The 25,994-nt window shown below is 61.3% G+C and carries 22 protein-coding genes; 20 read left to right on the top strand and 2 right to left on the bottom strand.

Annotation, left to right across the window (positions count from 1 at the left end):
* Positions 1 to 2: 2 nt before the first annotated feature.
* Positions 3 to 566, top strand: a complete 564-nt coding sequence (locus AB5202_RS01090) for a uracil-DNA glycosylase family protein (protein ID WP_195503397.1) — start codon at positions 3 to 5, stop codon at positions 564 to 566.
* A gap of 1 nt (position 567) precedes the next feature.
* Here the strand turns inward: AB5202_RS01090 and AB5202_RS01085 are convergent, their stop codons facing one another.
* Positions 568 to 1,230, bottom strand: a complete 663-nt coding sequence (locus AB5202_RS01085) for a hypothetical protein (protein ID WP_195503396.1) — start codon at positions 1,228 to 1,230, stop codon at positions 568 to 570.
* 93 nt (positions 1,231 to 1,323) lie between these two features.
* Between AB5202_RS01085 and AB5202_RS01080 the strand changes: the two genes are divergently transcribed.
* The 12 genes from AB5202_RS01080 to rpsJ all read left to right on the top strand — a co-directional run bounded on the left by AB5202_RS01080 (position 1,324) and on the right by rpsJ (position 19,248).
* Positions 1,324 to 2,460: a pyridoxal phosphate-dependent aminotransferase gene (locus tag AB5202_RS01080; protein ID WP_215674034.1), complete on the top strand. Its 1,137-nt coding sequence runs from the start codon at positions 1,324 to 1,326 to the stop codon at positions 2,458 to 2,460.
* Between the two features lie 505 nt (positions 2,461 to 2,965).
* Positions 2,966 to 3,487, top strand: coding sequence for a 50S ribosomal protein L10 (rplJ, locus tag AB5202_RS01075; RefSeq protein WP_006235004.1), 522 nt, complete (start codon positions 2,966 to 2,968; stop codon positions 3,485 to 3,487).
* 102 nt (positions 3,488 to 3,589) lie between these two features.
* On the top strand, positions 3,590 to 3,967 hold the full coding sequence (rplL, locus tag AB5202_RS01070; protein WP_006235005.1) for a 50S ribosomal protein L7/L12: 378 nt from the start codon (positions 3,590 to 3,592) through the stop codon (positions 3,965 to 3,967).
* Between the two features lie 314 nt (positions 3,968 to 4,281).
* Positions 4,282 to 5,190 carry a UTP--glucose-1-phosphate uridylyltransferase gene (locus tag AB5202_RS01065; RefSeq protein WP_006235006.1) on the top strand — a complete coding sequence of 303 codons (909 nt, stop codon included), beginning with the start codon at positions 4,282 to 4,284 and terminating at the stop codon, positions 5,188 to 5,190.
* A gap of 287 nt (positions 5,191 to 5,477) precedes the next feature.
* Positions 5,478 to 8,969 carry a DNA-directed RNA polymerase subunit beta gene (gene rpoB / locus AB5202_RS01060; protein ID WP_226798425.1) on the top strand — a complete coding sequence of 1,164 codons (3,492 nt, stop codon included), beginning with the start codon at positions 5,478 to 5,480 and terminating at the stop codon, positions 8,967 to 8,969.
* A 6-nt stretch (positions 8,970 to 8,975) separates the two neighbouring features.
* A complete protein-coding gene (locus AB5202_RS01055) occupies positions 8,976 to 13,454 on the top strand; it encodes a DNA-directed RNA polymerase subunit beta' (RefSeq protein WP_175406066.1) in 4,479 nt (1,492 codons plus the stop codon).
* Positions 13,455 to 13,764: 310 nt separating this feature from the next.
* Entirely contained in the window at positions 13,765 to 14,283 is a 519-nt protein-coding gene (locus tag AB5202_RS01050) for an RNA polymerase sigma factor (protein WP_252204670.1), read from the top strand.
* Entirely contained in the window at positions 14,234 to 15,310 is a 1,077-nt protein-coding gene (locus AB5202_RS01045) for a DUF4179 domain-containing protein (RefSeq protein WP_215674036.1), read from the top strand. The genes AB5202_RS01050 and AB5202_RS01045 overlap by 50 nt, the downstream gene beginning before the upstream one ends.
* A 524-nt stretch (positions 15,311 to 15,834) precedes the next feature.
* Positions 15,835 to 16,212 (top strand): 30S ribosomal protein S12, encoded by a 378-nt coding sequence (rpsL, locus tag AB5202_RS01040; protein WP_006235012.1) that lies wholly within the window; start codon positions 15,835 to 15,837, stop codon positions 16,210 to 16,212.
* Positions 16,213 to 16,285: 73 nt separating this feature from the next.
* A complete protein-coding gene (gene rpsG, locus AB5202_RS01035; protein ID WP_006235013.1) occupies positions 16,286 to 16,759 on the top strand; it encodes a 30S ribosomal protein S7 in 474 nt (157 codons plus the stop codon).
* Between the two features lie 19 nt (positions 16,760 to 16,778).
* Positions 16,779 to 18,878 carry an elongation factor G gene (gene fusA / locus AB5202_RS01030; RefSeq protein ID WP_022094183.1) on the top strand — a complete coding sequence of 700 codons (2,100 nt, stop codon included), beginning with the start codon at positions 16,779 to 16,781 and terminating at the stop codon, positions 18,876 to 18,878.
* Between the two features lie 61 nt (positions 18,879 to 18,939).
* Positions 18,940 to 19,248 (top strand): 30S ribosomal protein S10, encoded by a 309-nt coding sequence (gene rpsJ / locus AB5202_RS01025; RefSeq protein ID WP_022094184.1) that lies wholly within the window; start codon positions 18,940 to 18,942, stop codon positions 19,246 to 19,248.
* Between the two features lie 116 nt (positions 19,249 to 19,364).
* On the opposite strand, the gene AB5202_RS01020 is transcribed toward rpsJ, so the two are convergent.
* Positions 19,365 to 20,141: a biotin--[acetyl-CoA-carboxylase] ligase gene (locus AB5202_RS01020; protein WP_215674038.1), complete on the bottom strand. Its 777-nt coding sequence runs from the start codon at positions 20,139 to 20,141 to the stop codon at positions 19,365 to 19,367.
* 176 nt (positions 20,142 to 20,317) lie between these two features.
* Between AB5202_RS01020 and AB5202_RS01015 the strand changes: the two genes are divergently transcribed.
* From AB5202_RS01015 to accB, 7 genes are read left to right on the top strand one after another with little or no spacing between them, the layout of a single operon-like run.
* Entirely contained in the window at positions 20,318 to 21,277 is a 960-nt protein-coding gene (locus tag AB5202_RS01015; protein ID WP_196025296.1) for a 3-oxoacyl-ACP synthase III family protein, read from the top strand.
* Between the two features lie 51 nt (positions 21,278 to 21,328).
* Positions 21,329 to 21,565, top strand: a complete 237-nt coding sequence (locus AB5202_RS01010; protein ID WP_006235019.1) for an acyl carrier protein — start codon at positions 21,329 to 21,331, stop codon at positions 21,563 to 21,565.
* 2 nt (positions 21,566 to 21,567) lie between these two features.
* Positions 21,568 to 22,512, top strand: a complete 945-nt coding sequence (gene fabK / locus AB5202_RS01005; RefSeq protein ID WP_195520903.1) for an enoyl-[acyl-carrier-protein] reductase FabK — start codon at positions 21,568 to 21,570, stop codon at positions 22,510 to 22,512.
* Positions 22,500 to 23,426 (top strand): ACP S-malonyltransferase, encoded by a 927-nt coding sequence (locus tag AB5202_RS01000; protein ID WP_195520902.1) that lies wholly within the window; start codon positions 22,500 to 22,502, stop codon positions 23,424 to 23,426. The genes fabK and AB5202_RS01000 overlap by 13 nt, the downstream gene beginning before the upstream one ends.
* A gap of 30 nt (positions 23,427 to 23,456) precedes the next feature.
* Entirely contained in the window at positions 23,457 to 24,230 is a 774-nt protein-coding gene (fabG, locus tag AB5202_RS00995) for a 3-oxoacyl-[acyl-carrier-protein] reductase (protein WP_368144582.1), read from the top strand.
* Between the two features lie 39 nt (positions 24,231 to 24,269).
* Positions 24,270 to 25,517 carry a beta-ketoacyl-ACP synthase II gene (gene fabF, locus AB5202_RS00990; RefSeq protein ID WP_196025294.1) on the top strand — a complete coding sequence of 416 codons (1,248 nt, stop codon included), beginning with the start codon at positions 24,270 to 24,272 and terminating at the stop codon, positions 25,515 to 25,517.
* Between the two features lie 3 nt (positions 25,518 to 25,520).
* A complete protein-coding gene (gene accB / locus AB5202_RS00985; protein WP_368144600.1) occupies positions 25,521 to 25,994 on the top strand; it encodes an acetyl-CoA carboxylase biotin carboxyl carrier protein in 474 nt (157 codons plus the stop codon).

Raw genomic sequence — 25,994 nt, 5'->3', positions numbered from 1 at the left:
CCATGGCCGCATCTGACAAGGGCTACCAACATATTGAGCATGGGTTTGAGCCCGTGTTCGACCAGCACTCGCGCGTTTTGGTGCTCGGGTCGTTTCCCTCGGTGCTTTCGCGCGCCAATGCCTTTTATTACGGCAACCCTCAGAATCGCTTTTGGCGTGTGGTGGCCGCGTGCCTCGGTGTGCCTGTTCCGCCCAACGAGGGCGATTCTTTGGCAAGCGGTGAGCCCGCGACGCTCGATGCCTCCATTGCCGTCAAGCGGGTCATGCTGCTTAACGGCGGCGTAGCCCTGTGGGATGTGATCGAGAGTTGTGACATTAAGGGCTCGAGCGACGCGAGCATTCGCAACGTTGTGCCGGCACATATCGAGCGCATTACCGATGCCGCGCCGATTGAGGTCGTTGTCTGTAACGGCGGCACGGCAGGGCGACTCTACAAACGCTACTTGCAAGATCGGACGGGGCTGCCTGCCATCGTCCTGCCCTCGACAAGTCCCGCCAATGCCGCCTGGCGCCTGGAGCGTCTTGTTGAGCGTTGGCACGAAGCCGTTGACTGGGCTGTTATTTAATTTAGATTTTTGTTTGAGCGTGGGCGCCCAGACGTTTCAGAACGCCTCGCCAGATCGGCGCGGGCACGGCTGGCTCGGCGCAAACCATGCCGTCGGTGTCGACGTTGGCGGCATTGCCGCCGCCAAGTCGCTGTGCATGCTCGACGGAGCAGCCCATGCGCACAGCGCCCACAAGCTTATCTATCGCTTCCGAAAACGGTCGGCGCAAAAGTCCCATGCGCGGAGAATGACGAAGCGCCGCGAAGCCGCTGCCGGCACAGATGACAACGCCTCCACACCACAATTGGTCATGGCGCTCACATGCCTTGTGCAGGCGAACGGCGGTCCCACGCGCCTGCTCAGTGCCCTCTCGTGCGGCTCGAATTGCGGCATAGACGCGCGTTCCCGTACCGCCAAAGCGCTCAAGCGCCTGCTCGATAGCTGTCAACGTCTCATCGTCAGCCACATCTTCAATGGCCAGCACGATGCCATCGGCAACGCTGCCGGCGTCATTTGCCTTCAAGTCGACCGGGCGGGGGAGTGCGGTGCCGGAAAGCTGTGCATAGGCGGCGATGGCATCCTGCAGGTCCCAGAGCAAAAACTCAAGATCGGCACTATTGGGAATGCTGATATACGCAATGGTTTGCAGCGTTTTTGGTACATCGCTGCGCGCGGTCGGCTCCATGCTGCCTCCTTTCCGGTTGGTTTCCGTTTAGGTTACACCGTCCGGCGGCGCCCCGCCGCGCTATCCTAGTGCAACCCTTACGAAAGGAACGCCATGCGACTGCCCATGAATACCTCGCTTGCCACGCTCAAGCCCTCCGGCATCCGTCGGATCAATGCGCTCGCCGCCCAGCACCCGGGGTGCATCGCGCTTGCGCTTGGCGAGCCCGATTTTCCCACGCCCGATGTGATTAGCGCCGAGGTGACCGCCGCACTGGACCGCGGTGACACGCACTATCCGCCCAACAACGGTCGCCCCGCCCTGCGTGAGGCGTTATCTGCCTACATGGGGGATGCGGGCCTTACGTTTTCGGCCGACGAGGTCATCCTAACCGACGGTGCGACCGAGGCCCTGTCGGCAGCATTCATGGCTATGCTCAACCCCGGCGACGAGGTCATTATCCCCACGCCGGCCTTTGGCCTGTACGAGAGCATCGTCGTGGCCAACCACGCCAAGGCGGTCTTTTTGGATACGGAGCCTGCGCAATTCCAGATTGACGAGGACGCACTTCGTGCTTGCGTGACGCCGGCGACCAAGGCCATCGTCATCTGCACGCCCAACAATCCTACGGGTTGCATCCTCAACGCGGCTTCGCTCGACGCCGTGGCGCGCGTGGCAGAGCAGGCGGGCATCTACGTGGTCTGCGACGACGTATACAACCGCCTGGTTTATGTGGATGGCTACGAGCGCTTTGCCCAGCGTCACCCGGAGCTGCGTGAACAGACGGTCATCATCGAGAGCTTCTCCAAGCCCTGGTCCATGACCGGCTGGCGCCTGGGCTGGCTCGCGGCAGCGGCACCCGTCATCGCCGAGATCGCCAAGGCTCACCAATACTTAGTATCGAGTGCCGTCTCCTTCGAAATGGACGCCGCAGCGCGAGCCCTGACCGTCGACCCCACCCCCATGCTCGAAGTCTACCGAGCCCGCCGCGAACGCGTGCTCGCAGCCTTAAACGCCATGGGCCTCGACGTAGTTGAACCGGCGGGAGCCTTCTACGCCTTCCCCAGCATCAAACAGTACGGCCTAACCAGCGAAGCCTTCTGTATCAAAGCCATCAAAGAAGCAAACGTAGCCCTAGTCCCGGGCGACTGCTTCGGCACCGAAGGCCACATCCGCTTAAGCTACTGCGTAAGCGATGAAAATCTGGACGAAGGCCTCCGCCGCCTGTCCGCCTTCATTTCAACTTTGTAGCCCTAAGGGATGCAACACATCAGCCCACCGACCCAAGCATTATGAGTGGGGCGCGCCGGCCAACGGAAAACCGGGCTGCCCCATAGTTGACGCAGGCCGCGCCGCCGAAGGCCAGGCGCAAGGTTTTCGTAGATTCCGCACGAGCCGAAGAGCACTTAATGTGCTCTTCGTGCGAGCCAGGACTTGACCGAGCGAAAACCTTGCGCCTGGCCTTCGGCGGCGCGGCCGGATGGTGGAATTGTGTACAGCCCGGTTTTCCGTTGACCGACGCCGGGGTCCCCGCCATAATACTTTCGGTTCACGCACGAATCCGCTGCCAGAGACAGCCGGCGCAAACGGGCATTGCCCGCGAGCTTAATGGGATATCCCGCCAGCCGAGGTGGTCGAGTAGATATGTCTTCTCGCCCCCGTCGCTCATGCAGCGCGGGGGCTTTCTTTTTGGACATGCCCCCGTCACGTCCTTGTGGCGGACCGTGCCCGGAAAGAATTCGAGGAGGTGTAATTCATGCCCCAGCAGTACAAAATCGACAAGGTTGCAGAGATCGAGTCCCGTATCGCCGAGAACGCCGGTCTGTTCGTCGTCAACTACAACGGTCTGACGGTTAAGCAGGCTCAGGAGCTGCGTCATCAGCTTCGCGAGTGCGGCGCCGAGATGAAGGTCTACAAGAACAACCTGGTCAAGATCGCCCTCAAGAACCAGGAGCAGCCCGAGCTCGACGAGATTCTCGCCGGCCCCGTCGCTTATGTGTTCTACGAGTCCGAGCCGGTCGAGGCCGCTAAGGCCCTTAAGGACTTCTCCGCTAAGTCCAAGGGCGTCCTTGAGATCAAGGGCGGTATCTCCGACGGCAAGGCCGTTTCCGCTGATGATGTTAAGGCTATCGCCGAGCTGCCCACCAAGGATCAGCTTCTCGGCCAGATCGCCGGTCTCATCTCCGGTTTCGCTCGCGACATCGCTGTCTGCGTCAACGGCGTTTCCTCTGGTCTCGCTCGTTCGATCCAGCAGGTCTCCGAGCAGAAGGCAGCCTAGTCGCTGTTTTCACCCGCGGCGGCAACGCCGCACCCCTGGCGCATTCGCGCCGTGTTTTAACTGATCTCCGTGCACAGACACGGAAACCGAAAGGACTTAGAAATGGCTAAGCTTACCACCGATGAGATCATCGATGCTCTTAAGGAAATGACCCTTCTCGAGGCTTCCGAGCTCGTTAAGGCTATCGAGGACACCTTCGGCGTTTCCGCCGCTGCTCCTGCCGCTGTTGTCGCCGCTCCCGCTGCTGGCGCTGCTGAGGCCGAGGAGAAGACCGAGTTTGACGTCGTGCTCGAGGGCTTCGGCGACAACAAGATCCAGGTCATCAAGGCCGTCCGTGAGCTCACCAACCTTGGCCTGAAGGAGGCCAAGGAGGTCGTCGAGGGCGCTCCCAAGGCTGTTCTCGAGGGTGCCAAGAAGGAGGACGCCGAGGCTGCCAAGGAGAAGCTCGAGGCTGCTGGCGCTGCTGTCACCCTCAAGTAATCAGGCTCTCTCGCCAGATTTCTTTGCAGACGGGGCTCGCTATGCGAGCCCCGTCTTTTTTGTTTTGGCCCCTCTATTTTGCTGGCTCGGTATGCAAATTGCTGTCGTTTGCGGCGCTTTGGGATCGCTACCGTTGGGCGATAAAATTGCACCATTCGCGCAATAATTTGCGTTGACCTGCTGAAGAATTGCGTTTGCCTTACGGCGACGTATGTCTCCGGCGGTAAGATACTTCGGTATCGCAATTTGGTCTGCGGCCGTCGCGCCGCACGCATAGGGCGCATTTTGCGCCTGCGAAAGGATCCTTGAATAACATGAAGGCAATCATCCCCGCCGCCGGTCTTGGCACGCGTTTTCTGCCTGGCACTAAGTGCACGCCCAAAGAGATGCTGCCGGTGCTCGACAAGCCGGTCATTCAGTATGTCGTTGAGGAGGCGCTCGACCCCGAGGAGGTCGACGACGCCATCATCGTTACCTCGCCCGGCAAGCCCGAGCTGCTGAGCTACTTCCAGCCCGATCGCTCGCTCGAGAACCTGCTGCGCGAGCGCGGCAAGGATGCTTACGCCGATGCTGTTGCCCACGCAGGCGGCATGCCGGTCGACTTCCGTTATCAGTACGAGCCCAAGGGCCTCGGTCATGCCATTCGCTCTGCTGCCGACGCCGTGGCAGGGGAGAACTTCCTGGTTCTTCTGGGCGACTACGTTGTGCCCAACCGTGACATCTGCGACAAGATGCTTGCCGTTTCCAAGGAGCACGGTGGCGCTTCGGTTATCGCCGTTGCCGCGTGCGCTCCCGAGGAAGTCAGCCGCTATGGCGTCATCGCCGGCGATCGTGTGGGTTCCCTCGAGGGCTTCGAGAATGCTGCCGACGACGAGCCCGGTGCCGTTTGGCGCATCGGCGGTTTGGTCGAGAAGCCTGCTCCCGAGGCGGCTCCGTCCAACCTGTACATCGTCGGTCGCTACCTGCTGAGCCCGCTGGTCATGGACCTGCTCGCCGATCAGCAGGCCGGCAAGGGCGGCGAGATCCAGCTCACCGACGCCATGGCACGCTCGCTCGATCGCGAGGCTATGTACGCTGTCGTCATCGACCCACTCTCGGGCTACGACACCGGCACCCCGTCTGGCTGGATGGCCACCAACGCCCTCATGGCCGCAAGCGATCCTCGCTTTGCCGGCGCCTTCTGGGACGCCATCGACGAGCGCGGCGGCTTGATGCGCAAGTAAGCCTTCGGACATCGACATTTACGGGCGCGGACCTCGGTTCGCGCCCGTTTTTTATAAGAGCTGCGATTGCCGGCTCTCTGTTCACAGAAAATATATGAACAGATGTTCGGTATACCACTATCTACCTGTGTGTTTTCTGTCGAAAAACTTTGCTACTCCAAAAACTCAATCGCGTCAAGGCTTTTCTTGCCCAACGGTCGGTACCTGATAAACTATTAGGTTGCGATAACTGGCGAAGCTATGCCTCGCCAACCCACCGAGCATTTCCGTGAAGGAGGAAAAACCTGGTGACCTACGCATACACTGCCACTGAGCGCAAGCGCGTCAGCTTCGGGAAAATCCCGGAGGCCATGGAGCTCCCCAACCTTATCTCTGTTCAAAGGGAATCCTTTGAGCGTTTTAAGGACGAGGGTCTTCGTGAGGCGTTCAAGGAATCCAGCCCCATCCAGAGCCAGAACCATGTTCTCGAGGTTACCTTCGGCGAGCATCAGTTCGGCGACCCCGCGCACACCGTCGAGGAGTGCCGCGAGAAGGATATGACCTATCAGGCTCCGCTTCTGACCGACGTCCGTCTCACCAACAAGGAGACCGGCGAGATCAAGGAGCAGCTCGTCTTCATGGGCGACTTCCCCATGATGACCGATCAGGGCACCTTCATCATCAACGGTACCGAGCGCATCGTCGTCTCGCAGCTCGTCCGCTCCCCGGGCGTGTACTACAGCTCCGAGATGGATTCGGGCAAGCAGATCTACAAGGCCCAGATCATCCCGTCCCGCGGTGCCTGGCTTGAGTTTGAGGTCGACAAGCGTGACCAGCTCATGGTCTCCATCGACCGTAAGCGCAAGCAGAGCGCCACGATGTTCCTGCGTGCCCTTGGCATCGCCGTCACCAACGACGACATCATCGAGCTGCTCGGCAACTCCGATGTGATCAAACGCACCCTGGAGCGCGACACCGCCCTCACTCGCGAGGACGCCCTCATCGAGATCTACCGTCGTCTGCGCCCGGGCGAGCCTCCCACCGTGGACGCTTCCCGCAGCCTGCTCGAGGGCCTGCTCTTTAACCCGCAGCGCTACGATCTGGCCCGCGTCGGTCGCTACAAGGTCAACAAGAAGCTCAACCTCACCACCGAGGAAGAGGTCACGGTGCTCACCGACGAGGATATCGTCGCGACGCTGCGCTACCTCCTGTCCCTCGCTGCCGGCGAGCAGGGCTTCAAGGTCGACGACATCGACCACTTCGGCAACCGCCGCATCCGTACCGTCGGCGAGCTCGTCGCCAACCAGTTCCGTATCGGCATGAGCCGTATGGAGCGCGTCGTCCGTGAGCGCATGAGCTCCCAGGACATCGACGAGATCACCCCGCAGTCGCTCATCAACATCCGCCCGATCGTGGCCTCCATCAAGGAGTTCTTCGGTTCCTCGCAGCTCTCGCAGTTCATGGACCAGGCGAACCCCCTGACCGGTCTGACCCACAAGCGCCGTCTGTCCGCACTCGGCCCTGGCGGTCTTGCCGGCCACAAGTCCGGCTCCAGCCGCCGCACCAACGTGCCGACGGCCGTCCGCGACGTTCACAACTCGCACTACAGCCGCATGTGCCCGATCGAGACCCCCGAAGGCCCCAACATCGGCCTGATCGGCTCGCTCGCCCTCTACGCCCGCGTCAACGAGTACGGCTTCATCGAGGCCCCGTTCCGCCGCGTCGAGAACGGCGTTGCCACCGATCAGATCGACTGGATGACCGCTGACGAGGAAGAGAAGCACGTCATCGCGCCGGCCAACACGCCGCTCGATCCCAAGACCAACGAGTTCATCACGACCGACGCCGAGGGCAAGATCGTCCGTCCGCACAGCGTGATCGCCCGTACCCGCGACTTCGACGGCTCCTTCGGCGCTCCCGCCGACGTGCCCGTCGAGGACGTCGACTACATGGACGTCTCGCCGCGTCAGATGCTCTCCGTCGCAGCCACGCTGATTCCGTTCCTGGAGCACGACGACGCCAAGCGTACGCTGATGGGCGCTAACATGCAGCGTCAGGCCGTGCCGCTGGTTCACCCCGCCGCTCCCTATGTCGGTACCGGCATGGAGCGCCGCGCCGCTCTGGACTCCGGCGAGGTCACCCTGGCCAAGAACGCCGGCGAGGTCATCTTTGCCGACGCCGCCAAGATCATCGTCAAGCATGCCGGCGGTATGGACGAGTATCACCTGGCCAAGTACCAGCGCTCCAACCAGTCCACCTGCATCAACCACCGTCCGCTCGTTCGCGTCGGTGACACCGTTGAGCAGGGCGAGCCTCTGGCCGATGGTCCTTCGACCGATCACGGCGAGCTCGCACTGGGCCAGAACCTCACCGTGGCCTACATGCCGTGGGAAGGCTTTAACTACGAGGACGGTATCGTCGTGTCCGAGCGCCTGGTGGCCGAGGACCTGCTGACGACCATCAACATCACCCGTCACGAGATCGACGCCCGCGACACCAAGCTCGGTCCCGAGGAGATCACCCGCGAGATCCCGAACCTCTCCGAGGACATGCTTGCCAACCTCGACGAGGACGGCATCATCCGCATCGGCGCCGAGGTCGGCCCTGGCGACATCCTGGTCGGCAAGGTCACGCCTAAGGGCGAGAGCGCTCTGACTGCTGAGGAGCGCCTGCTGCGCGCCATCTTCGGTGCCAAGGCCCACGACGTCCGCGACACCTCCCTTAAGATGCCTCACGGCGCTTATGGCCGCGTCATCGACGTCGTCCGCTTTAGCCGCGAGAACGGCGACGACCTGGCTCCCGGCGTCAACGAGCAGGTGCGCGTCTACGTCGCCCAGCGTCGTAAGATTCAGCAGGGCGATAAGATCGCCGGCCGCCACGGCAACAAGGGTGTTATTTGTAACGTTCTGCCGGTCGAGGACATGCCCTACATGGCTGACGGTACCCCGATCGACGTTATCCTCAACCCGCTGGGCGTTCCTTCGCGTATGAACGTCGGCCAGCTGCTCGAGTGCCACCTTGGCTGGGCTGCTGCCTGCGGTTGGGATACCGAGCAGGCCGACTCCGACAAGTACGTCCCCGGTCCGTTCTTCACCGCGACGCCCGTCTTCGACGGCGCCAAGGAGGACGAGATCGCCGAGGTCATCCGTCGTGCTAACAAGAACATGCTCAACAAGGCCACCGCTGCCTTTGGCGATCACATGCGCCCCGAGTTCGTCACCCAGCTTGACGAGCGCGGCAAGACCCGTCTGTTCGACGGCCGCACCGGCGAGGAGTTCCGTGAGCCCATTACCGTGGGTACGTCCTACATCCTCAAGCTCGGCCACATGGTCGACGACAAGATCCACGCCCGTTCGACCGGCCCCTACAGCCTGGTTACCCAGCAGCCTCTGGGCGGCAAGGCCCAGTTCGGCGGCCAGCGCTTCGGCGAGATGGAAGTTTGGGCACTGTACGCTTACGGTGCTTCCAACGTCCTGCAGGAGATCCTGACCGTCAAGTCCGACGATACCGTGGGTCGCGTCAAGACCTACGAGTCCATCGTCAAGGGCGAGAACGTTCCTGTCCCGGGTATCCCCGAGTCCTTCAAGGTTCTCGTCAAGGAGATCCGCTCCCTCGCACTGGACATCGAGCCCATGCACGATGCCGACGAGGACGCCTCCGCCCCTGTGACCGCCGAGGAGACCTCCGCTCTCGACGACCTGGCTGCGCTCGCCGGCGTTGACGCCGACGTCGAGGCCGAGGATGCCGAGACCGCCGAGGCGCCCGAGGCTGTCGCCGCCACGACCACTGATAAGGAGTAGTTGACTGTGGCAGATTTCGAAGCTACTGATTTTGACTCGGTAAAGATCTCCCTTGCCTCCGCCGACCAGATCCGTTCCTGGTCGCACGGTGAGGTCAAGAAGCCGGAGACCATCAATTACCGTACCCTCAAGCCCGAGAAGGACGGCCTGTTCTGCGAGAAGATCTTCGGTCCCGCCAAGGACTGGGAGTGCTCCTGCGGCAAGTACAAGGGCATCCGCTTTAAGGGCATCGTCTGCGAGCGCTGCGGCGTCGAGGTCACCTCGGCCAAGGTGCGTCGCGACCGTATGGGCCACATCGAGCTCGCCGCTCCCGTGTCCCACATCTGGTACTTCAAGAGCCCCACGAGCTTCCCGATGAGCCGTATGCTCGACATCAAGTCCAAGGACCTCGAGAAGGTTCTGTACTTTGCCAGCTACATCATCACCGAGGTCGACTACGAGGCTCGCGAGGCGGACGCCGACGACCTGCGCGAGGAGCTCGCCGCCGATCTGGAAGAGATCGATGCCGAGTGCGCCCGCCAGATCGAGTCCCTCAAGGAGCAGGGCAACCCCGAGAACTTTGACGAGTTCTCCGACGAGGAGCCGCTGACTCCCGAGGAGATCGCCTCTGGCATCGTCGACATCGAGGAAGAGTGCAAGGACGAGAAGCAGCTCCGCACGGACGCCTTCAACGCCTTCATGAAGCTCAGCGAGCGCGACCTCATTTCCGATGAGCCGCTGTTCCGCGAGATGACCCGCTACTACTCCATGTACTTCAAGGGTGGTATGGGTGCCGAGGCCGTCCGCGACCTGCTCGCTGCCATCGACCTCCCCTCCGAGGCCGAGAAGCTCAAGGCCATCATCGCCGACGAGGACTCCCAGAAGCAGAAGCGCGAGAAGGCCGTTAAGCGCCTCGAGGTCGTTGACGCCTTCCTGAAGGGCGGCAACAGCCCCGCGAACATGATTCTGGACGTCATTCCGGTCATTCCGCCCGATCTGCGCCCGATGGTCCAGCTCGACGGTGGCCGCTTCGCCGCGTCCGACCTCAACGACCTGTACCGTCGCGTGATCAACCGTAACAACCGACTCAAGCGCCTGCTCGACCTGGATGCCCCTGCGATCATCGTGAACAACGAGAAGCGCATGCTCCAGGAGTCCGTGGACGCCCTGTTCGACAACGGCCGTCGTGGTCGCCCGGTCTCTGGCCGTGGCGGTCGCCCGCTCAAGTCGCTCGCCGAGGCCCTCAAGGGCAAGCAGGGTCGTTTCCGTCAGAACCTGCTGGGCAAGCGTGTCGACTACTCCGGCCGTTCGGTAATCGTTACCGACCCCAAGCTGCTGCTGCACCAGTGCGGTCTGCCCAAGACCATGGCGCTGGAGCTCTTCAAGCCCTTCGTCATGAAGCGTCTGGTCGAGCTTGGCAAGGTCGAGAACATCAAGGGCGCCAAGCGCGCTATCGACCGCGGTGCCACCTTTGTGTGGGATATCCTCGAAGAGGTCATCGACGGCCGCGTCGTGCTGCTCAACCGTGCACCGACCCTGCACCGTCTGTCCATCCAGGCCTTTGAGCCGGTGCTGGTCGAGGGCAAGGCTATCCACCTGCACCCGCTGGTCTGCTCGCCCTTCAACGCCGACTTCGACGGCGACCAGATGTCTGTCCACGTGCCGCTGTCCAGCCAGGCTCAGGCCGAGGCTCGCGTGCTCATGCTCTCTGCGAACAACCTGCGCTCGCCGGCATCCGGCAAGCCGGTCAACATCCCTTCGCAGGACATGATCATCGGTGTGTACTACCTCACCCAGGTTCGCGAGGGTCTGCCGGGCGAGAACCACGTGTTCTCGAGCTTCGATGACGCGCTGCACGCCTATGACTGCCGCTCCGAGGTCGACATGCAGGCCAAGATCCAGGTCCGCGTGTCCGCTGCCGATGCCAACGTCATCAACGAGGACGGCACCCGTATCTTCCGCGTTAAGAACGGCAAGAACGAGTTTGTCGACTACGACGTCACCGGCAACAAGACCGCGCGCTTCGAGACCTCTATCGGCCGCATCATCTTCAACCGCCAGTGCCTGCCCGAAGACTATGAGTTCATGAACTACAAGATGGTCAAGGGCGATGTGGCCAAGCTGGTTGCCGACTGCTGCGATCGTTACCCCGAGGCCAAGGTCGGCCCGATCCTCGACGCCATCAAGTACTCCGGCTTCCACTACGCTACCCGCGCCGGCCTCACCATCTCGGTGTGGGACGCTCTTATCCCTGCCGAGAAGCAGGAGCTGCTCGACCGCGCCCAGGCCAACGTCGACCAGATCAACGAGTACTTCGAGGAGGGCTTCATCAACGAGACGGAGCGCCACATCGAAGTCGTTAACGAGTGGACCGCTTGTACCGATAAGGTTGCAGCGCTCATGCTCGACATGTTCGACGAGGAGAACCCGCTGTACATGATGGCCGACTCCGGCGCCCGTGGTTCTAAGACCCAGCTGCGTCAGCTCGGCGGCATGCGTGGCCTGATGGCAGACATGTCCGGCGAGACGATCGACCTTCCCATTAAGGCGAACTTCCGCGAGGGTCTGCTGCCGCTCGAGTACTTCATTTCGACCTACGGCGCCCGTAAGGGCCTGGTCGATACCGCATCCCACACCTCGGACTCTGGTTACCTGACCCGTCGTCTGGTCGACGTGGCCCAGGACGTCATCGTCCGCGAGGAGGACTGCGGTACGCACGAGGGCGTCACCTACAACCTCATCATCCCCGGCACCACCGACCTCAACACCGACCTTGTCGGCCGTTGCTTCATTGAGGACGTCGTGGCTCCCGATGGCACCGTGCTCTTTGAGCAGGACGGCTACATCGAGAAGGTCGCCGACATCCAGAAGATGGTCGATGCGGGCCTTAAGAAGGTCAAGCTTCGCGCGCTGCTCACCTGCCGCTCCAAGTACGGCGTGTGCCAGAAGTGCTACGGCTGGGATCTTTCCACCCGTCGTCCGGTCGCCATCGGCACTGCCGTCGGCATTATTGCCGCCCAGTCCATCGGCGAGCCCGGTACGCAGCTTACGATGCGTACCATTCACTCCGGCGGCGTCGCTGGCGTCGACGATATTACGCAGGGTCTGCCTACGGTCAGCCGTATGTTCGATATCGTCGGCAACGTCAACGAGAAGATTCTGGGTCGCGAGGCCGAGCTGGCTCCGTACTCCGGTCACCTCTCGATTAAGCCCGAGAAGTCCGAGTACGTGCTGACGCTCACCGACTCCGAGGACCACACCCGTGTCCTCGACGAGCGTCGCGTCCCCGCTTCGGTGCGCTTTATGCCCGAGATCGAGGACGGCTGCGAGGTTCGCGCCGGCGATCAGATCACCAAGGGCTTCGTCAACTTCCGCAACCTGCGCAAGCTGACCGACATCGAGTCGACGATGCACACCTTCGTCGAGAGCGTCAAGGACGTCTACACCAGCCAGGGCGTCGACCTGAACGACAAGCACATCGAGGTGCTCGCACGTCAGATGCTGCGTCGCGTTCAGATCACCAACCCCGGCGATTCCAAGTACCTGCTCGGTCAGTACGTCGACCGCTACGAGTTTGCCGACGAGGTCGAGCGCGTTGCCCGTCTGGGCGGTCAGGCTCCTGTGGCCGAGCCCGTCATCCTGGGTACGCTCAAGGTCGCGTCCAACATCGACTCCTGGCTGTCGAGCGCTTCGTTCATCCGTACCGCCGGCGTCCTTACCGAGGCTGCCATTGAGGGCAAGGTCGACCACCTGCTCGACCTTAAGTCCAACGTCATCGTCGGTAAGAAGATCCCGGCTGGTACTGGCCTCAAGCCTTACGCCAACGCCAAGCTGACGTATCGCACGGCCGACGGCTACGTGGACATCGACGGCCCGGCTTCGCCCAACGCCAAGTCGCTGCCCGAGTGGGCTCCTGTGGAGCTCAAGGACCTGGACGAGCAGCTTCCGCAGCAGCTCGACTGGGCCGGCTACGACGAGTTTGGCGGTGCTGACGGTTCGTTCACCCGCAACGGTCACACCATCTCTGCCGAGAAGGCTCGCCTGTACCTGTTCGACGACCTGGGCGTGTCGCAGCGCTGGACCAACAAGTTCAGCGAGGTCGGCATCGAGACGGTCGGCGACCTGGTTGGTAAGTCCGAGGAGGATCTGCTGCGCATCGATGGCATCGGTGCCAAGGCGATCGAGGAGCTCCGTGACGGCCTTGAGGCCCACGACCTGCTCTACATCCTCGAGAACAACGACGACGTTGCCGACGAGGAAGACCTCTCGCAGCTGCTGCAGATGGTCTTTAGCCCCGACGGTCCGGACGACATCCTGCTGGGCACCTCTGCCGCGCCGACGCATCACGCCGACGCCGACGAGGAGCTCCTGGGCGCTCCGATCGACGACAAGAAGGCTCCCGCCAACGGTGCCATCAACGAGGACATGGCTTCCCTCGACGAGCTGCTCAACCAGCTCGTGGACACCGACGACGCCGAAGAGGCCAAGGACAACGACGAGGAGTAACTAGTTCCGCCGTTCTAACGAACGGCGGCGATCTCCGTCGCTGCGCGGCCCCCAGAGCTACAATCTGTCATTCAAAAGGCAGGGCATGACCAAAAGGTCAATGCCCTGCCTTTTTCATGCCACCTTGTACGCTCTGGGGGCCGCTCGCTTGCGTATGCTCAACCTGTTGCGTTCCGTCGATCCCTTGCCAATAAGGGGCAGGGTTTTTTTGGTAGGTTATTCCTGCTTGAATTTGAAACATTTCGTTCGGTCAAAGCGTATCTATGGTGAGGGCCTCAGCAAGAAACATCAGCATCACCGGGAGGTGATTATGGAAGAACAAGCATTTAGACAGGCGGTCGAGGATCACCGTGATGTCGTGTTTCGAATCGCATTGACGTATCTGCGCGATCGTGCCGATGCCGACGATGTCGCTCAAGACGTCTTTCTGAAGTTACTCAAAAGCGATGCCCAATTTGAAAGCTGGGAACATCTTCGTCGATGGCTTATCCGGGTCACGATCAATGAATGCAAATCTCTCTTTCGAAAGCCATGGAGGCGTGTGGAGGATATTGAGAACCTGGCCGATTCGCTTTCGACGGCGCAGGAGGAGACCAAGGCGGTCCTGTCAGACGTTATGCGACTTCCGGAACGATTCCGTGTTCCCATCGTGCTCTATTACTATCTGGGCTTTTCGACCTCAGAGATTGCCGAGTTATTGCATGTGCCAGCCGCGACTGTTCGAACGCGTTTGGCTCGCGGCAGATCGAAGCTCAAGTTCATCCTAGAGGAGGGCGACCGTGAAATCCAATCAAATCAAGCAGGCCTTCGAGTCCGTCCAAGCCGATAGCGATCTTGCTGACCGTGTTCTTTATGCCGCTGCTGGTGAGCCGCTTCGCCGAAAGGGTCACGCGAAGCCTCTGTATGTTGCCGCGATCGGATGCCTTGCCGGAGTGCTGGCGACCGGAGGGGTCGCCTACGCCGTCGTCAATTCCAGCTATTTTGCCTCTGCCTGGGGAAACCACGGCAACGGGGATTCCATTACCTGGACCAACGGCGGCTCATCGGGAACTAAATATACCTACACCAGAGAGTTTGGCGATGGCATCGCGCCCCAAAGCCTGGAAGGCGCAGTCCAGGAGGTTAATCTGTCCGTCGAGGGCAACGGCTATACGCTTGATATCCATGAGATGGCAATCGACCAAAACGGCTGCGGAGCCGTGACGTTTACGTTGTCCAATCCAAATGGAGTTAACTACTACAAGCCAGCAGCAGAGATTGGCGAACTTGTTCTCTATGGTGAAGAAGAGCAGGGCATCGGCACGCCCGATATGAAGTTCGGCGAGGAATGGCCTGACACACGCAGCACAATTGATAAGGACACATCAAGCGATACTGTCATTAATGGCACGATGTACTTTGCCGCTATGGATCGCGAGCGAGATTTGCAACATGCTGTCACCTGGAATATCCATTGGACCGAGGGTGAAGGTGAGAGTGCGAGGCGGTTTGAGGCGTCGACACCCGAGTTCAATATTGGAGCGTACGTCGATACAAAGGAACTCCGCTCCGGTGACTCGCCTCTTGAGATTAGCCCGTTTTCCATCCAGACGCACATCGATGATTTGGGCTATGAAGCAGTTGATAATAAGCTGACCGTCAGCTACAAGGATGGATCGGAGCAGATTATCGAAGATGACGACGCAGGGGTGTTCAACTTATATTTTTCTTATGGGCGCAAAAGCGGAGAGAACATCTGGGTGCCAACGAAGTTGATTGATGTCGATCAAGTTGTCTCGGTAACCCTTGAAATTGTGAGGTATACATCAACAGGGGAGACCGAAACGAAAGAGCCCTTTACCATCGTCTATTCGTAAGATTTGGGGTCGCTTCCTACTAGGGGAAGCGGCCTCTTTTGCGTTAAATGGAAACGCCGCCGATTTCCATGCGACAGATGAGAGCAGATCACCGCTGGAGCGCGACGTTTCCCCAGATAAAACCGACCAAAATAAACCTGTCCCTATTTGGAAGGGAACGTTGCCCCGACAAGCACGTCGGATTCCCGGTCCGGGCGGCCCGCTGTTTAAGTTTGTCGCGAGTTCCGCACGCAAAGGAAAGCACTTAATGTGCTTTCCGTCTTGCGCAGGACTGTAGAGCAGCAAACTTAAACAGCGGGCCGCCCGGGCCGGGAATCCGCCCCCGCGCACAGGAGGGGATTCCTTTTGTGTAGGCTTTGCGGAAATATGGCTATTTTGGGATACGCCTGGCGGCGTGGTCTGTTGACGGCACAGCTAACGCCACGTATCCTATCGAACTGCGTGTTTCGTAGGGGGATGCTGACCCCTCGATTCAAGCCGTTGCACTTTACAGAAAGCTGGAATCATTCGAGAAGGAGTACGCTTTGCCTACTATTAACCAGCTGGTTCGCCAGGGCCGTCGTTCCGTGCCCAAGAAGTCCAAGAACGCTGCTCTGCAGCACAACTCCCAGAAGCGCGGCGTGTGCACCCGCGTCTTCACCACGAGCCCCAAGAAGCCGAACTCGGCTCTTCGTAAGGTTGCCCGTGTTCGCCTCGTCAACGGCATCGAAGTTACTGCTTACATCCCGGGTGAGGGCCACAACCTGCAGGAGCACTCCATCGTGCTCGTCCGCGGCGGTCGTGTCCGTGACCTCCCTGGTGTCCGTTATCACGTCATCCGTGGCGCCTACGACGCTGCTCCGGTCCAGAACCGTATGCAGGCCCGTTCCAAGTACGGTGCTAAGCGCCCCAAGGCTAAATAAGCCAGATAACGTTTTGATACTTTCGCCGTGTGCCGCCTAAGGGCCGCACGGTAGACACTTAAGGAGATTTCACATGCCGCGTCGTGCAGCAGCTAATCGTCGTGAGGTTCAGCCTGACGCCGTTTACAACAACCGCCTGGTGACTCAGCTCATCAACAAGGTCCTTCTTGACGGCAAGAAGGCCACCGCTGAGCGCATCGTTTATACCGCTTTCGAGATCGTTGCCGAGAAGTCCGAGGGTGGCGACGCTCTCGCTACCTTCAAGAAGGCTATGGACAACGTCAAGCCCACGCTCGAGGTTAAGCCCAAGCGTGTCGGTGGCGCTACCTATCAGGTCCCGATGGAGGTCAACTCCCGTCGTTCCACCGCTCTGGGCATCCGCTGGATCGTCAACTTCTCCCGCGCTCGCAAGGAGAAGACCATGGCCGAGCGTCTCGCCAACGAGATCCTCGACGCTTCCAACGGCCTGGGCGCTTCCGTCAAGAAGCGTGAGGACGTCTTCAAGATGGCCGAGGCCAACCGCGCGTTCTCTCACTATCGTTGGTAAGTTAAGGTAAGGAACTAACATGGCTAAGCCTAAGTACAAGCTTTCCGATACCCGTAACATCGGCATCATGGCTCACATCGATGCCGGTAAGACCACCACGACCGAGCGTATTCTTTACTACACCGGTAAGACCCACAAGATCGGTGAGGTCCATGAGGGCGCTGCCACCATGGACTGGATGGTTCAGGAGCAGGAGCGCGGCGTAACCATCACCTCCGCTGCTACCACCTGCTTCTGGAACAAGGACGGTAAGGACTACCGCATCCAGATCATCGACACCCCGGGCCACGTTGACTTCACCGCCGAGGTCGAGCGCTGCCTGCGCGTCCTCGATGGCGCTGTCGCCGTCTTCGACGCTGTTGCCGGCGTTCAGCCCCAGTCTGAGACCGTTTGGCGTCAGGCTTCTACCTTCAACGTCCCCCGCATCGCCTTCATCAACAAGTATGACCGCGTGGGCGCCGACTTCTTCAACGCTATCGAGACCATGAAGGATCGTCTCGACGCCAACGCCGTGGCCGCTCAGGTCCCGATGGGCGCCGAGGACAACTTCTGGGGCGTCATCGACCTGGTCACCATGACTGCATGGGACTTCAAGGCCGACGAGAAGGGTATGACCTACCCCGAGCCGATGGACGAGATCCCGGCTGAGTTTGCCGACATCGCTGCCACCAAGCGCGAGGAGCTCCTCGACGCTGCTGCCAGCTTTGACGACGAGCTCATGGAGAAGATCCTCATGGAGGAGGACTTCACCGTCGAGGAGCTCAAGGCTGCTCTGCGCAAGGGTGTTCTGGCCAACGAGCTCAACCTCGTCTTCGTGGGCTCCGCCTACAAGAACAAGGGCGTTCAGGAGCTGCTCGACGCTGTCGTCGACTACCTGCCCAGCCCGCTCGACGTCGAGGCCGTCACCGGTACCGATCCGGACACCGGCGAGGAGATTCAGCGTCATCCTTCCTTCGACGAGCCCTTCTCCGGCCTGGTCTTTAAGATCATGACCGACCCGTTCGTCGGTAAGCTCACCTATGTCCGCGTTTACTCCGGCCGCGCTGAGTCCGGCTCCTACGTGGTCAACGCTTCCAACGGTCAGCGCGAGCGTCTCGGCCGCATCCTCGAGATGAACGCCGCCGAGCGTATCGACCGTGACGACGCTGCCGCCGGCGACATCGTCGCTTGCGTCGGCTTCAAGAACTCCACCACCGGTGACACCCTGTGCGCCGAGGGCAAGGAGATCGTCCTCGAGAAGATCGAGTTCGCTAAGCCCGTTATCGACGTTGCCATCGAGCCCAAGACCAAGGCCGAGCAGGACAAGATGTCCCTGGCTCTGACCAAGCTCGCCGAGGAGGACCCGACCTTCCAGGTGTCCACCAACCACGAGACCGGCCAGACCATCATCGCCGGCATGGGCGAGCTGCACCTCGAGATCATCGTCGACCGTCTGCTCCGCGAGTTCAAGGTTGACGCTAACGTTGGTAAGCCCCAGGTTGCCTACCGCGAGACCGCTGGTCACGACGTCGAGAAGGCTGAGGGCAAGTTCGTCCGCCAGTCCGGCGGTCGCGGTCAGTACGGCCACGCCGTCATCAAGCTCGAGAAGATGGAGGAGGGCTTCGGCTACGAGTTCGTCAACGCTATCGTCGGCGGCGTCGTGCCCAAGGAGTACATCCCGTCCATCGACAAGGGCATCCAGGAGGCCCTGAACACCGGTGTTATCGCCGGCTTCCCGGTCCTCGACGTTAAGGTCACCCTGTTCGACGGTTCTTACCACGAGGTCGACTCCTCCGAGGCCGCCTTCAAGATCGCCGGTTCCATGGCTATCAAGGACGCCCTCAAGAAGTCCGATCCGCAGCTGCTCGAGCCGATCATGGCTGTCGAGGTCGAGACCCCCGAGCAGTACATGGGCGACGTTATGGGCAACCTCTCCGGTCGCCGCGGCAAGATCGAGGGTATGGAGGATCGCAAGAACAGCAAGCTCATCCGTGCCAAGGTGCCGCTGGGCGAGATGTTCGGTTACGCTACCGACCTTCGCTCCCAGACCCAGGGCCGTGCATCCTACACGATGCAGTTCGACTCTTATGAGCCCGCGCCCAAGTCCATCGTGGACGAGGTCATGAGCAAGAACGCCTAAGTTCGAGCTCCCTGTTACGTAATCCTGCGAGAACATCTCTCGCACTCTTTGGAGGTTTAAGTTGGCTACCCAGAAGATCCGCATTCGCCTCAAGGGCTATGATCACGAGGTCGTCGATCAGTCCGCGAAGCTCATCGTCGAGACCGCTCAGAAGACCGGCGCTCGCGTTTCCGGTCCTGTCCCCCTGCCCACCGAGCGCAACCTGTACACGGTTATCCGCTCGCCGCACGTGAACAAGGACTCCCGTGAGCAGTTCGAGATGCGCACCCACAAGCGCCTCATCGACATCCTCGACCCCACCTCGGGCACCGTTGATTCGCTCATGCGTCTCGACCTCCCCGCTGGCGTCGACATCGACATCAAGCTCTAAGCGATATCGCTCATAGCTTAAAGGGCCCCGCTGCCGTTACGGTAGCGGGGCCCTTTTGTTTTGAGTTTAGATTTTGGGATAGCGAATTCGTCTGCCGAGCCGGCGGCTGCGGCGCCCTATTCGCTCAGGGGGCGCAAGGATGCTTCTTCGAAGTGGAAGACGCACAAGCCGCTCTCGGTCTCAATGCATGCGCGGCCGCAATCGTCGACCGTTCTAAATATGCCTCGTGCCAGCTCGTCTCCAGCGGGGGAGCGGGCGATAACGTGCTCCCCGATCCAATTGAGGTGAGCGACATATTCGCCGTGGACGGGCGCGAGCGGTCCGGTGTTTTCTTCCATGGAGTTGAGGCGTTCTGTCCAGGCATCTACAGCGTCTATAACGGCGTGATAGACCTCATCGAGGAGCATGTCGACGGCAGGAACGTTTTCGTTAAGGTCCGAGAGACCGATTGCTGGCAGGCCGCCATCGGGAACCTCCGCGGGCACATAGTTCACGTTAACGCCGATGCCACAGACCGCAAAAGGGTTGCCTTCGTTATCGCGTGCGGCCTCGACCAGAATGCCGCCGAGTTTGCGTCCACGCGCGACCAGGTCGTTGGGCCATTTGAGGCCAATCTCGTTTGCAAGACCCTGTTTTTCGAGTGCCTCGAGCACCGCTAGGCCGCTGACGGCGGCAAGACCAGAGAACTTTGCAGGATTAACGCATGGGCGCAGGACAATCGAAAGCAATAGGTTGCCGGCGGTTGAATCCCACTTGTGGCCGCGCCGGCCGCGTCCTGCCGTCTGAGCCCGGGCGGCAAGTCCTGTGCCGTGCGGCGCACCCTGTTTTCCTGCCTCGAGCAGGTCATCGTTGGTCGATCCGGTTACGTCGACAATCGTTAATTGGGCATCCATAGCGGCTGCTACCTCCTTATTGAATAAGTGAATGATGCAATGGTGTCGAGAGATAGACACAATGTGAAGCCTTTGTCGCATTTGGACAATATAATGTTAACACGTCAACAAAGACTGAAATGCGTTATCCTCTCTTGGTCGATGTAAACACGTCAACAACTCAAAGGAGGTTAGTGATGGGTTTCACGATTCTGGGAACAGGCTCGGCGCTTCCTAAGCGCAGTGTTTCCAATGACGAGCTGTCTGAGTTCCTCGATACCTCGGATGAGTGGATTTTTACCCGCACAGGCATCAAGAGCCGCCGCGTCTGCACCACCGAGTCACTCGACGACCTTGCCGTAGCGGCGAGCGAGCAGGCACTCCAGGTGTCCGGAATCGACGCGAGCAAGCTGGATCTAATCGTCTGCTCGACGACAACGGGTGACCATCTTGTTCCCGCCGAGGCGTGTGCCGTAGCCGAGCGTCTGGGCGCGACGTGTCCTGCCTTCGATGTCTCGGCGGCCTGCGCCGGCTTCGTATTTGCGCTCGATGTCGCCGAGGGCTATATCGCCCGAGGACGAGCCGAGCATGCGCTTGTCGTTGCGGCCGAGCAGATGACGCGCGCGCTTGACTGGACAGACCGCGCCACCTGCGTGCTCTTTGGCGATGGGGCAGGCGCCGCTGTGATAGAGGCTGGGGGAGACAACCCCCTTGCCGTTGAGCTTTCGACGGCGCCCGACGTCGTGACGTTGCGCGTTCCCGGTCTGGTCGGTACGTCGCCGTTTAAGGCCTCCGCAGATAGCGCGAGTGTGCTGTCCATGAATGGCCGCCGCGTGTTCAAGTTCGGCGTCAACGCCATCTGCGACACGGTCCATAAGCTTGCGATCGATGCGGGCATTTCGGTCGAAGACATCGATCATTTTGTATTCCATCAGGCTAACGAACGAATCCTGAGCCAGGCGGTCAAGCGCCTGGGCGTGCCGGACGAGCGCGTGGTTCGCACGTTGCGCGAGACCGGCAACATTTCGAGCGCATGCATTCCGCTTGCCCTCGACCGGCTGGCAAACGCCGGTGCACTTCACACAGGCGACACCATCGCCTTGGTTGGATTTGGCGCCGGTCTGGATATAGGTGGCTATCTGCTTCGTTGGAAGTAGTCGCACATAGGAAATAAAAACGCCCTAGGGCACAACCAAAGGAGAACTACCATGGCAGATCAGAAGACCTTCGAGCGCGTTTGCGACGTTATCCGCGAGACCGCTGGTCTTGACGACGTTGAGATGAAGCCCGAGTCCACGCTCGAGGAGATTGGTCTCGACAGCCTGGGCACCGTCGAGATCCTCGTCGCCGTCGAGGACGAGTTTGGCATCCAGCTCGATACCGAGGAGAACCCCAAGACGGTCGGCGAGTTCGCCGATACGGTCGAGGCGGCATTGGAGAAGTAGAGATGCTCAAGACTCCTCTCTGCGATCTGCTCGGCATCGAAAAGCCCGTGTTCCAGGGCGGTATGGCCTGGATTGCCGATGCCTCGCTGGCGTCCGCAGTGTCCGAGGCGGGTGGCTTAGGCATCATTGCGGCCATGAACGCCGACGCCAACTGGCTGCGCGACCAGATTCACGAGCTGCGCGCCAGGACGGATAAGCCCTTTGGCGTCAACGTCATGCTCATGAGCCCGTTCGCCGACGAGGTTGCACAGGTTGTGATTGACGAGCGAGTGCCGGTCGTCGTGACGGGCGCCGGCAATCCCGCCAAGTACATGAAGGCGTGGAACGAGGCGGGCATCAAGGTCATCCCGGTCGTTGCCTCGGTGGCGCTGGCGCGCCTCGTGGCACGTCGTGGAGCCACGGCGGTTGTTGCCGAGGGTACCGAATCGGGCGGCCATATTGGCGAGACCTCGACGATGGCACTGGTGCCGCAGGTCGTCGATGCGGTTGACATTCCCGTCGTGGCCGCCGGCGGTATTGCCGACGGCCGCGGCGTGGCGGCCGCCTTTATGCTGGGCGCCGAAGGCGTGCAAGTGGGTACGCGCTTTCTGGTCGCAGACGAGTGCACCGTCTCGGAGCAGTACAAAGAGATGGTCCTGAAGGCCAACGACACTTCAACGCGTGCGACCGGTCGCTCGACGGGACATCCAGTGCGCGCCCTCAAGAGCCCCTTCACCAACGCCTATGCCAAGAGCGAGGGTTCCGGCGCGAGTGCCGAGGAGCTCGGTGCTATGGGAACCGGTGCGCTGCGTAAGGCCGCCAAGGACGGCAACTACGAAGAGGGTTCGTTTTTGTGTGGACAGATTGCCGGCATGGTTAGCGAGCGCCAGAGCGCACGCGAAATCGTTGACGATCTGGTCGATGGCGCCGAGCGCGTCCTGAAGGGTGCGTCCGCATGGGTAGCGTAGCGTTTCTGTTTGCCGGCCAGGGTGCCCAACACCCCGCGATGGGCGTCGACCTGATCGAGACATCGCCGGCGGCCGCCGAGGTGTTCACCATTGCCGACGAGGTGCGCCCGGGGACGAGCGAGCAGTGCCGGAGCGCCTCCAAGGAGGAGCTCTCGCAGACCGAGAACACGCAGCCTTGCGTGTTCGTGCACGACTTGGCTGTCGCCGTCGCCCTGCGCGAGCGCGGCGTGGTGCCTGCCGCCTGTGCGGGATTCTCGCTGGGCGAGGTCGCTGCACTCAGCTTTGCGGGGGCATTCGATACGCGAGCGGGTTTTGAGCTCGTGTGTGAGCGCGCGGCATTGATGGCCACGGCGGCCGAGCGTCACCCTGGCGGCATGCGCGCCGTCATCAAACTTGATGCTGCGCAAGTCGAGAACCTGGCTGCGCAGGCCGGCGAGGACTGCTGGCCGGTCAACTACAACAGTCCCCAGCAGACGGTTGTGGCCGGAGCGCCCGATGCGCTGCAGACCCTCGACGTCCTAGTAAAAGAGGCTGGCGGCCGCGCCATGAAGGTCGCGGTGTCGGGTGCATTTCATAGCCCCTATATGGCCGAGGCGACCTGTGGCCTTGCCGCATATATTGAGGCCGGTCACGCGCCGTCCCCGTTGCTCATTCCTGTTTTGGCAAATATGACAGCGGCGCCCTATCCGGCGGACCCCCAGACGGCATCGGATGTCTTGGCCAATCAGGTGAGCAATGCCGTGCGCTGGGTCGATACGCTGCATGCTCTGCAGGATCAAGGCATCGACACATTTATTGAGGTCGGCCCCGGCAAAACGCTGTCTGGCCTGATCAAGCGTACGTTGAGCGACGTTCGTGTGTATTCGTGCGAGACGGCCGAGCAGGTCGCAGCTATTGCCGACGAGCTCGCATAGTCCACAGGGCTGTAACCCGAAAGGAATGACATGGGCAACTTGAACAATGGCGCGCTCGAGCGCAACGACTCACGTCGCGTGGCACTGGTCACGGGCGGCTCGCGGGGTATCGGCCGCGCCTGCGCTATCGGTCTGGCGGAGGATGGCTACGATATCGCCGTCGTCTATGCCGGCAGCGTCGATGCGGCGCGCGAGACGTGCGACGCCTGCGAGGCGGCTGGCGCCACGGCGCGCTCATATCAATGTGACGTGGCCGACCCCGCTGCCGTCAACGCGTGCGTGGAAGCGGTCCTCAACGACTTTGGCTCCATTTGGGCGCTCGTCAACAACGCTGGCATCACCCGCGATGGCCTGCTCATGCGCATGGGCGATGACGCCTTCGATCGCGTGCTCGATGTCAATCTTAAAGGAACGTTTAACACGACGCGTGCGCTCACCAAGACCTTTATGCGCCAGCGCGGCGGCTGCGTCGTCAACATGAGCTCGGTTGTGGGCCTGATGGGCAATGCCGGGCAGGCCAACTACGCTGCCTCCAAGGCGGGCGTGATCGGCCTGACCAAGGCGGTGGCGCGCGAGCTTGCGCCCCGCGGTGTACGAGTGAACGTGGTCGCCCCCGGGTTTGTCGAGACAGATATGACGGCAAAGCTCTCGGAGAAGGTGTGTACGGTAACCGAGGAGCAGATTCCCCTTAAGCGTATGGCGCGCCCCGAGGAAGTGGCCGGCGTGGTGCGCTTTTTGGCGAGCGATGCGGCTGCCTACATTACGGGCGAGGTCGTGCGCGTCGACGGCGGAATGGCGATGTAGAAACCAGGGCCGAAGAACGGCTTGGATGAGGAGACCATGATGGAACAGAGAGTTGCAATCACCGGCATAGGTGCCGTATCGCCGCTCGGCAACACCGCGCTTGCCACCTGGGCGGCAATGTGCGCTGGCACGTGCGGCATCGGCCCGATTACGCACTTCGATACCGATGCGTTTGCCGTCAAGGTAGCGGCCGAGGTCAAGGGCTTTGACGGCAACGAGTACTTTGGCAAGCGTGATGCAAAGCATCTGGACCCCTGCGTTCAGTTTGCGATGGCGGCTTCGGACGAGGCCATGCGCGATGCGGGCTTTGATGTCGAAGGCGCCATCGATCGAGAGCGCCTGGGCGTCTACGTGGGCTCGGGCGTGGGCGGCATGACGACGCTCGTCGACAACGTCCATACGATTGCCGAACGTGGGCCCCGCCGCGCATCGCCCTATATGATCGCGATGATGATCCCCAACATGGCATCGGGCAATATCGCAATCCGCCACAAGGCAAAGGGCCCGACCCTGCCCGTGGTGACCGCGTGCGCAACCTCGGCCCATGCGGTGGGCGAGGCGTTCCGCGCCATCAAGCACGGCTATGCCGACGCGATCCTCGCGGGCGGCGCCGAGGCTGCAATTATCCCCGATGCCGTTGCGGGCTTTACGTCCTGCCGTGCATTGACCACCAACCCCGATCCCGCGACGGCCTGCCGTCCGTTCGATGCAGACCGCGACGGCTTTGTGATGGGCGAGGGCGCCTGCGTGCTCGTGCTCGAGAGCATGGAACATGCGCAGGCGCGCGGTGCGCACATTTATGCCGAGGTCGTGGGCTACGGCAACACCGATGATGCCTATCACATCACGAGTCCTGATCCCGAGGCTGCCGGCATTGCCCGCGCGATATCGCTGGCGGTGACCGAGGGCGACGTCAGGCCTTCCGAGGGTCTCTACATCAATGCTCACGGCACATCGACCAAGCTCAACGATTCGTCCGAGACGGCGGGCATTAAGCGTGCGCTCGGCGAGGACGCGGCGCGCGCCGCGCACGTCTCGTCGACTAAGTCGATGACCGGCCACATGATCGGTGCCACGGGCGCCATCGAGGTCATGGCCTGCGCCATGGCGCTCGAGCAGGGCGTGGTGCCGCCGACCATTAACTACCGCACGCCCGATCCCGCCTGCGATCTTGACTACACGCCCAATCGCGCAGTTCGCGCCGACCTTACCTGGGCGCTTTCGACCAACCTAGGCTTTGGCGGGCACAACGCCGCCATCGCGCTGCGTAGATATACGAGGAGCTAGAGCATGGATTCCAAAAGACTTGCCGAGATAGCCGATGTTATGGAGGACCGCGGCCTCACGCGCGTGCGCGTTGAGGAGCCCGATGGCACCGCGGTCGAACTCGAGCGCGCGAGCGCCGCACGGCCGGTTGCCGTGCCCATGCCCATGCCGAGCGCTATGGCCGCTCCAGTTGCAGCTCCCACAGTCGCGCCTGCCGCACCGGAGCCCGCCGCGCAGACACCTGCCGCCGCACCGGAGCCCAAGGGCACCGAGGTGACCGCTCCCATGATCGGCGTTTTCTATGCTGCCCCGGCGCCGGGCGACGAGCCGTTTGTGCACGTGGGCTCTAAGGTCAAGGCCGGCGAGACCCTCTGCATTATCGAGGCCATGAAGGTTCTCAACGAGGTGACGGCCGAGGCAGACGGCGAGGTGCTCGAGATCTGCGTGGCCGACGGCGACCTCGTGGAGTTTGGCAGCTGCCTCATGAGGATCGGATAG

Origin of the sequence: Collinsella aerofaciens, from assembly GCF_040915545.1 — a bacterium.
GTDB classification, from domain to species: domain Bacteria; phylum Actinomycetota; class Coriobacteriia; order Coriobacteriales; family Coriobacteriaceae; genus Collinsella; species Collinsella aerofaciens_BE.
The sequence above is the reverse complement of the archived record's forward strand: the minus strand, read 5'-3'. Positions and strand labels throughout refer to the sequence as shown.

Bases quoted from the DNA above. Each gene is read 5' to 3' on its own strand.
- AB5202_RS01015 (WP_196025296.1), top strand. From the start codon at position 20,318: ATGGGTTTCACGATTCTGGGAACAGGCTCGGCGCTTCCTAAGCGCAGT.
- AB5202_RS01050 (WP_252204670.1), top strand. From the start codon at position 13,765: ATGGAAGAACAAGCATTTAGACAGGCGGTCGAGGATCACCGTGATGTC.
- AB5202_RS01065 (WP_006235006.1), top strand. From the start codon at position 4,282: ATGAAGGCAATCATCCCCGCCGCCGGTCTTGGCACGCGTTTTCTGCCT.
- rplJ (WP_006235004.1), top strand. From the start codon at position 2,966: ATGCCCCAGCAGTACAAAATCGACAAGGTTGCAGAGATCGAGTCCCGT.
- fabF (WP_196025294.1), top strand. From the start codon at position 24,270: ATGGAACAGAGAGTTGCAATCACCGGCATAGGTGCCGTATCGCCGCTC.
- AB5202_RS01085 (WP_195503396.1), bottom strand. From the start codon at position 1,230: ATGGAGCCGACCGCGCGCAGCGATGTACCAAAAACGCTGCAAACCATT.
- fusA (WP_022094183.1), top strand. From the start codon at position 16,779: ATGGCTAAGCCTAAGTACAAGCTTTCCGATACCCGTAACATCGGCATC.
- rpsG (WP_006235013.1), top strand. From the start codon at position 16,286: ATGCCGCGTCGTGCAGCAGCTAATCGTCGTGAGGTTCAGCCTGACGCC.
- AB5202_RS01000 (WP_195520902.1), top strand. From the start codon at position 22,500: ATGGGTAGCGTAGCGTTTCTGTTTGCCGGCCAGGGTGCCCAACACCCC.
- AB5202_RS01010 (WP_006235019.1), top strand. From the start codon at position 21,329: ATGGCAGATCAGAAGACCTTCGAGCGCGTTTGCGACGTTATCCGCGAG.
- fabK (WP_195520903.1), top strand. From the start codon at position 21,568: ATGCTCAAGACTCCTCTCTGCGATCTGCTCGGCATCGAAAAGCCCGTG.
- accB (WP_368144600.1), top strand. From the start codon at position 25,521: ATGGATTCCAAAAGACTTGCCGAGATAGCCGATGTTATGGAGGACCGC.
- AB5202_RS01090 (WP_195503397.1), top strand. From the start codon at position 3: ATGGCCGCATCTGACAAGGGCTACCAACATATTGAGCATGGGTTTGAG.
- fabG (WP_368144582.1), top strand. From the start codon at position 23,457: ATGGGCAACTTGAACAATGGCGCGCTCGAGCGCAACGACTCACGTCGC.
- AB5202_RS01020 (WP_215674038.1), bottom strand. From the start codon at position 20,141: ATGGATGCCCAATTAACGATTGTCGACGTAACCGGATCGACCAACGAT.
- rplL (WP_006235005.1), top strand. From the start codon at position 3,590: ATGGCTAAGCTTACCACCGATGAGATCATCGATGCTCTTAAGGAAATG.
- AB5202_RS01080 (WP_215674034.1), top strand. From the start codon at position 1,324: ATGCGACTGCCCATGAATACCTCGCTTGCCACGCTCAAGCCCTCCGGC.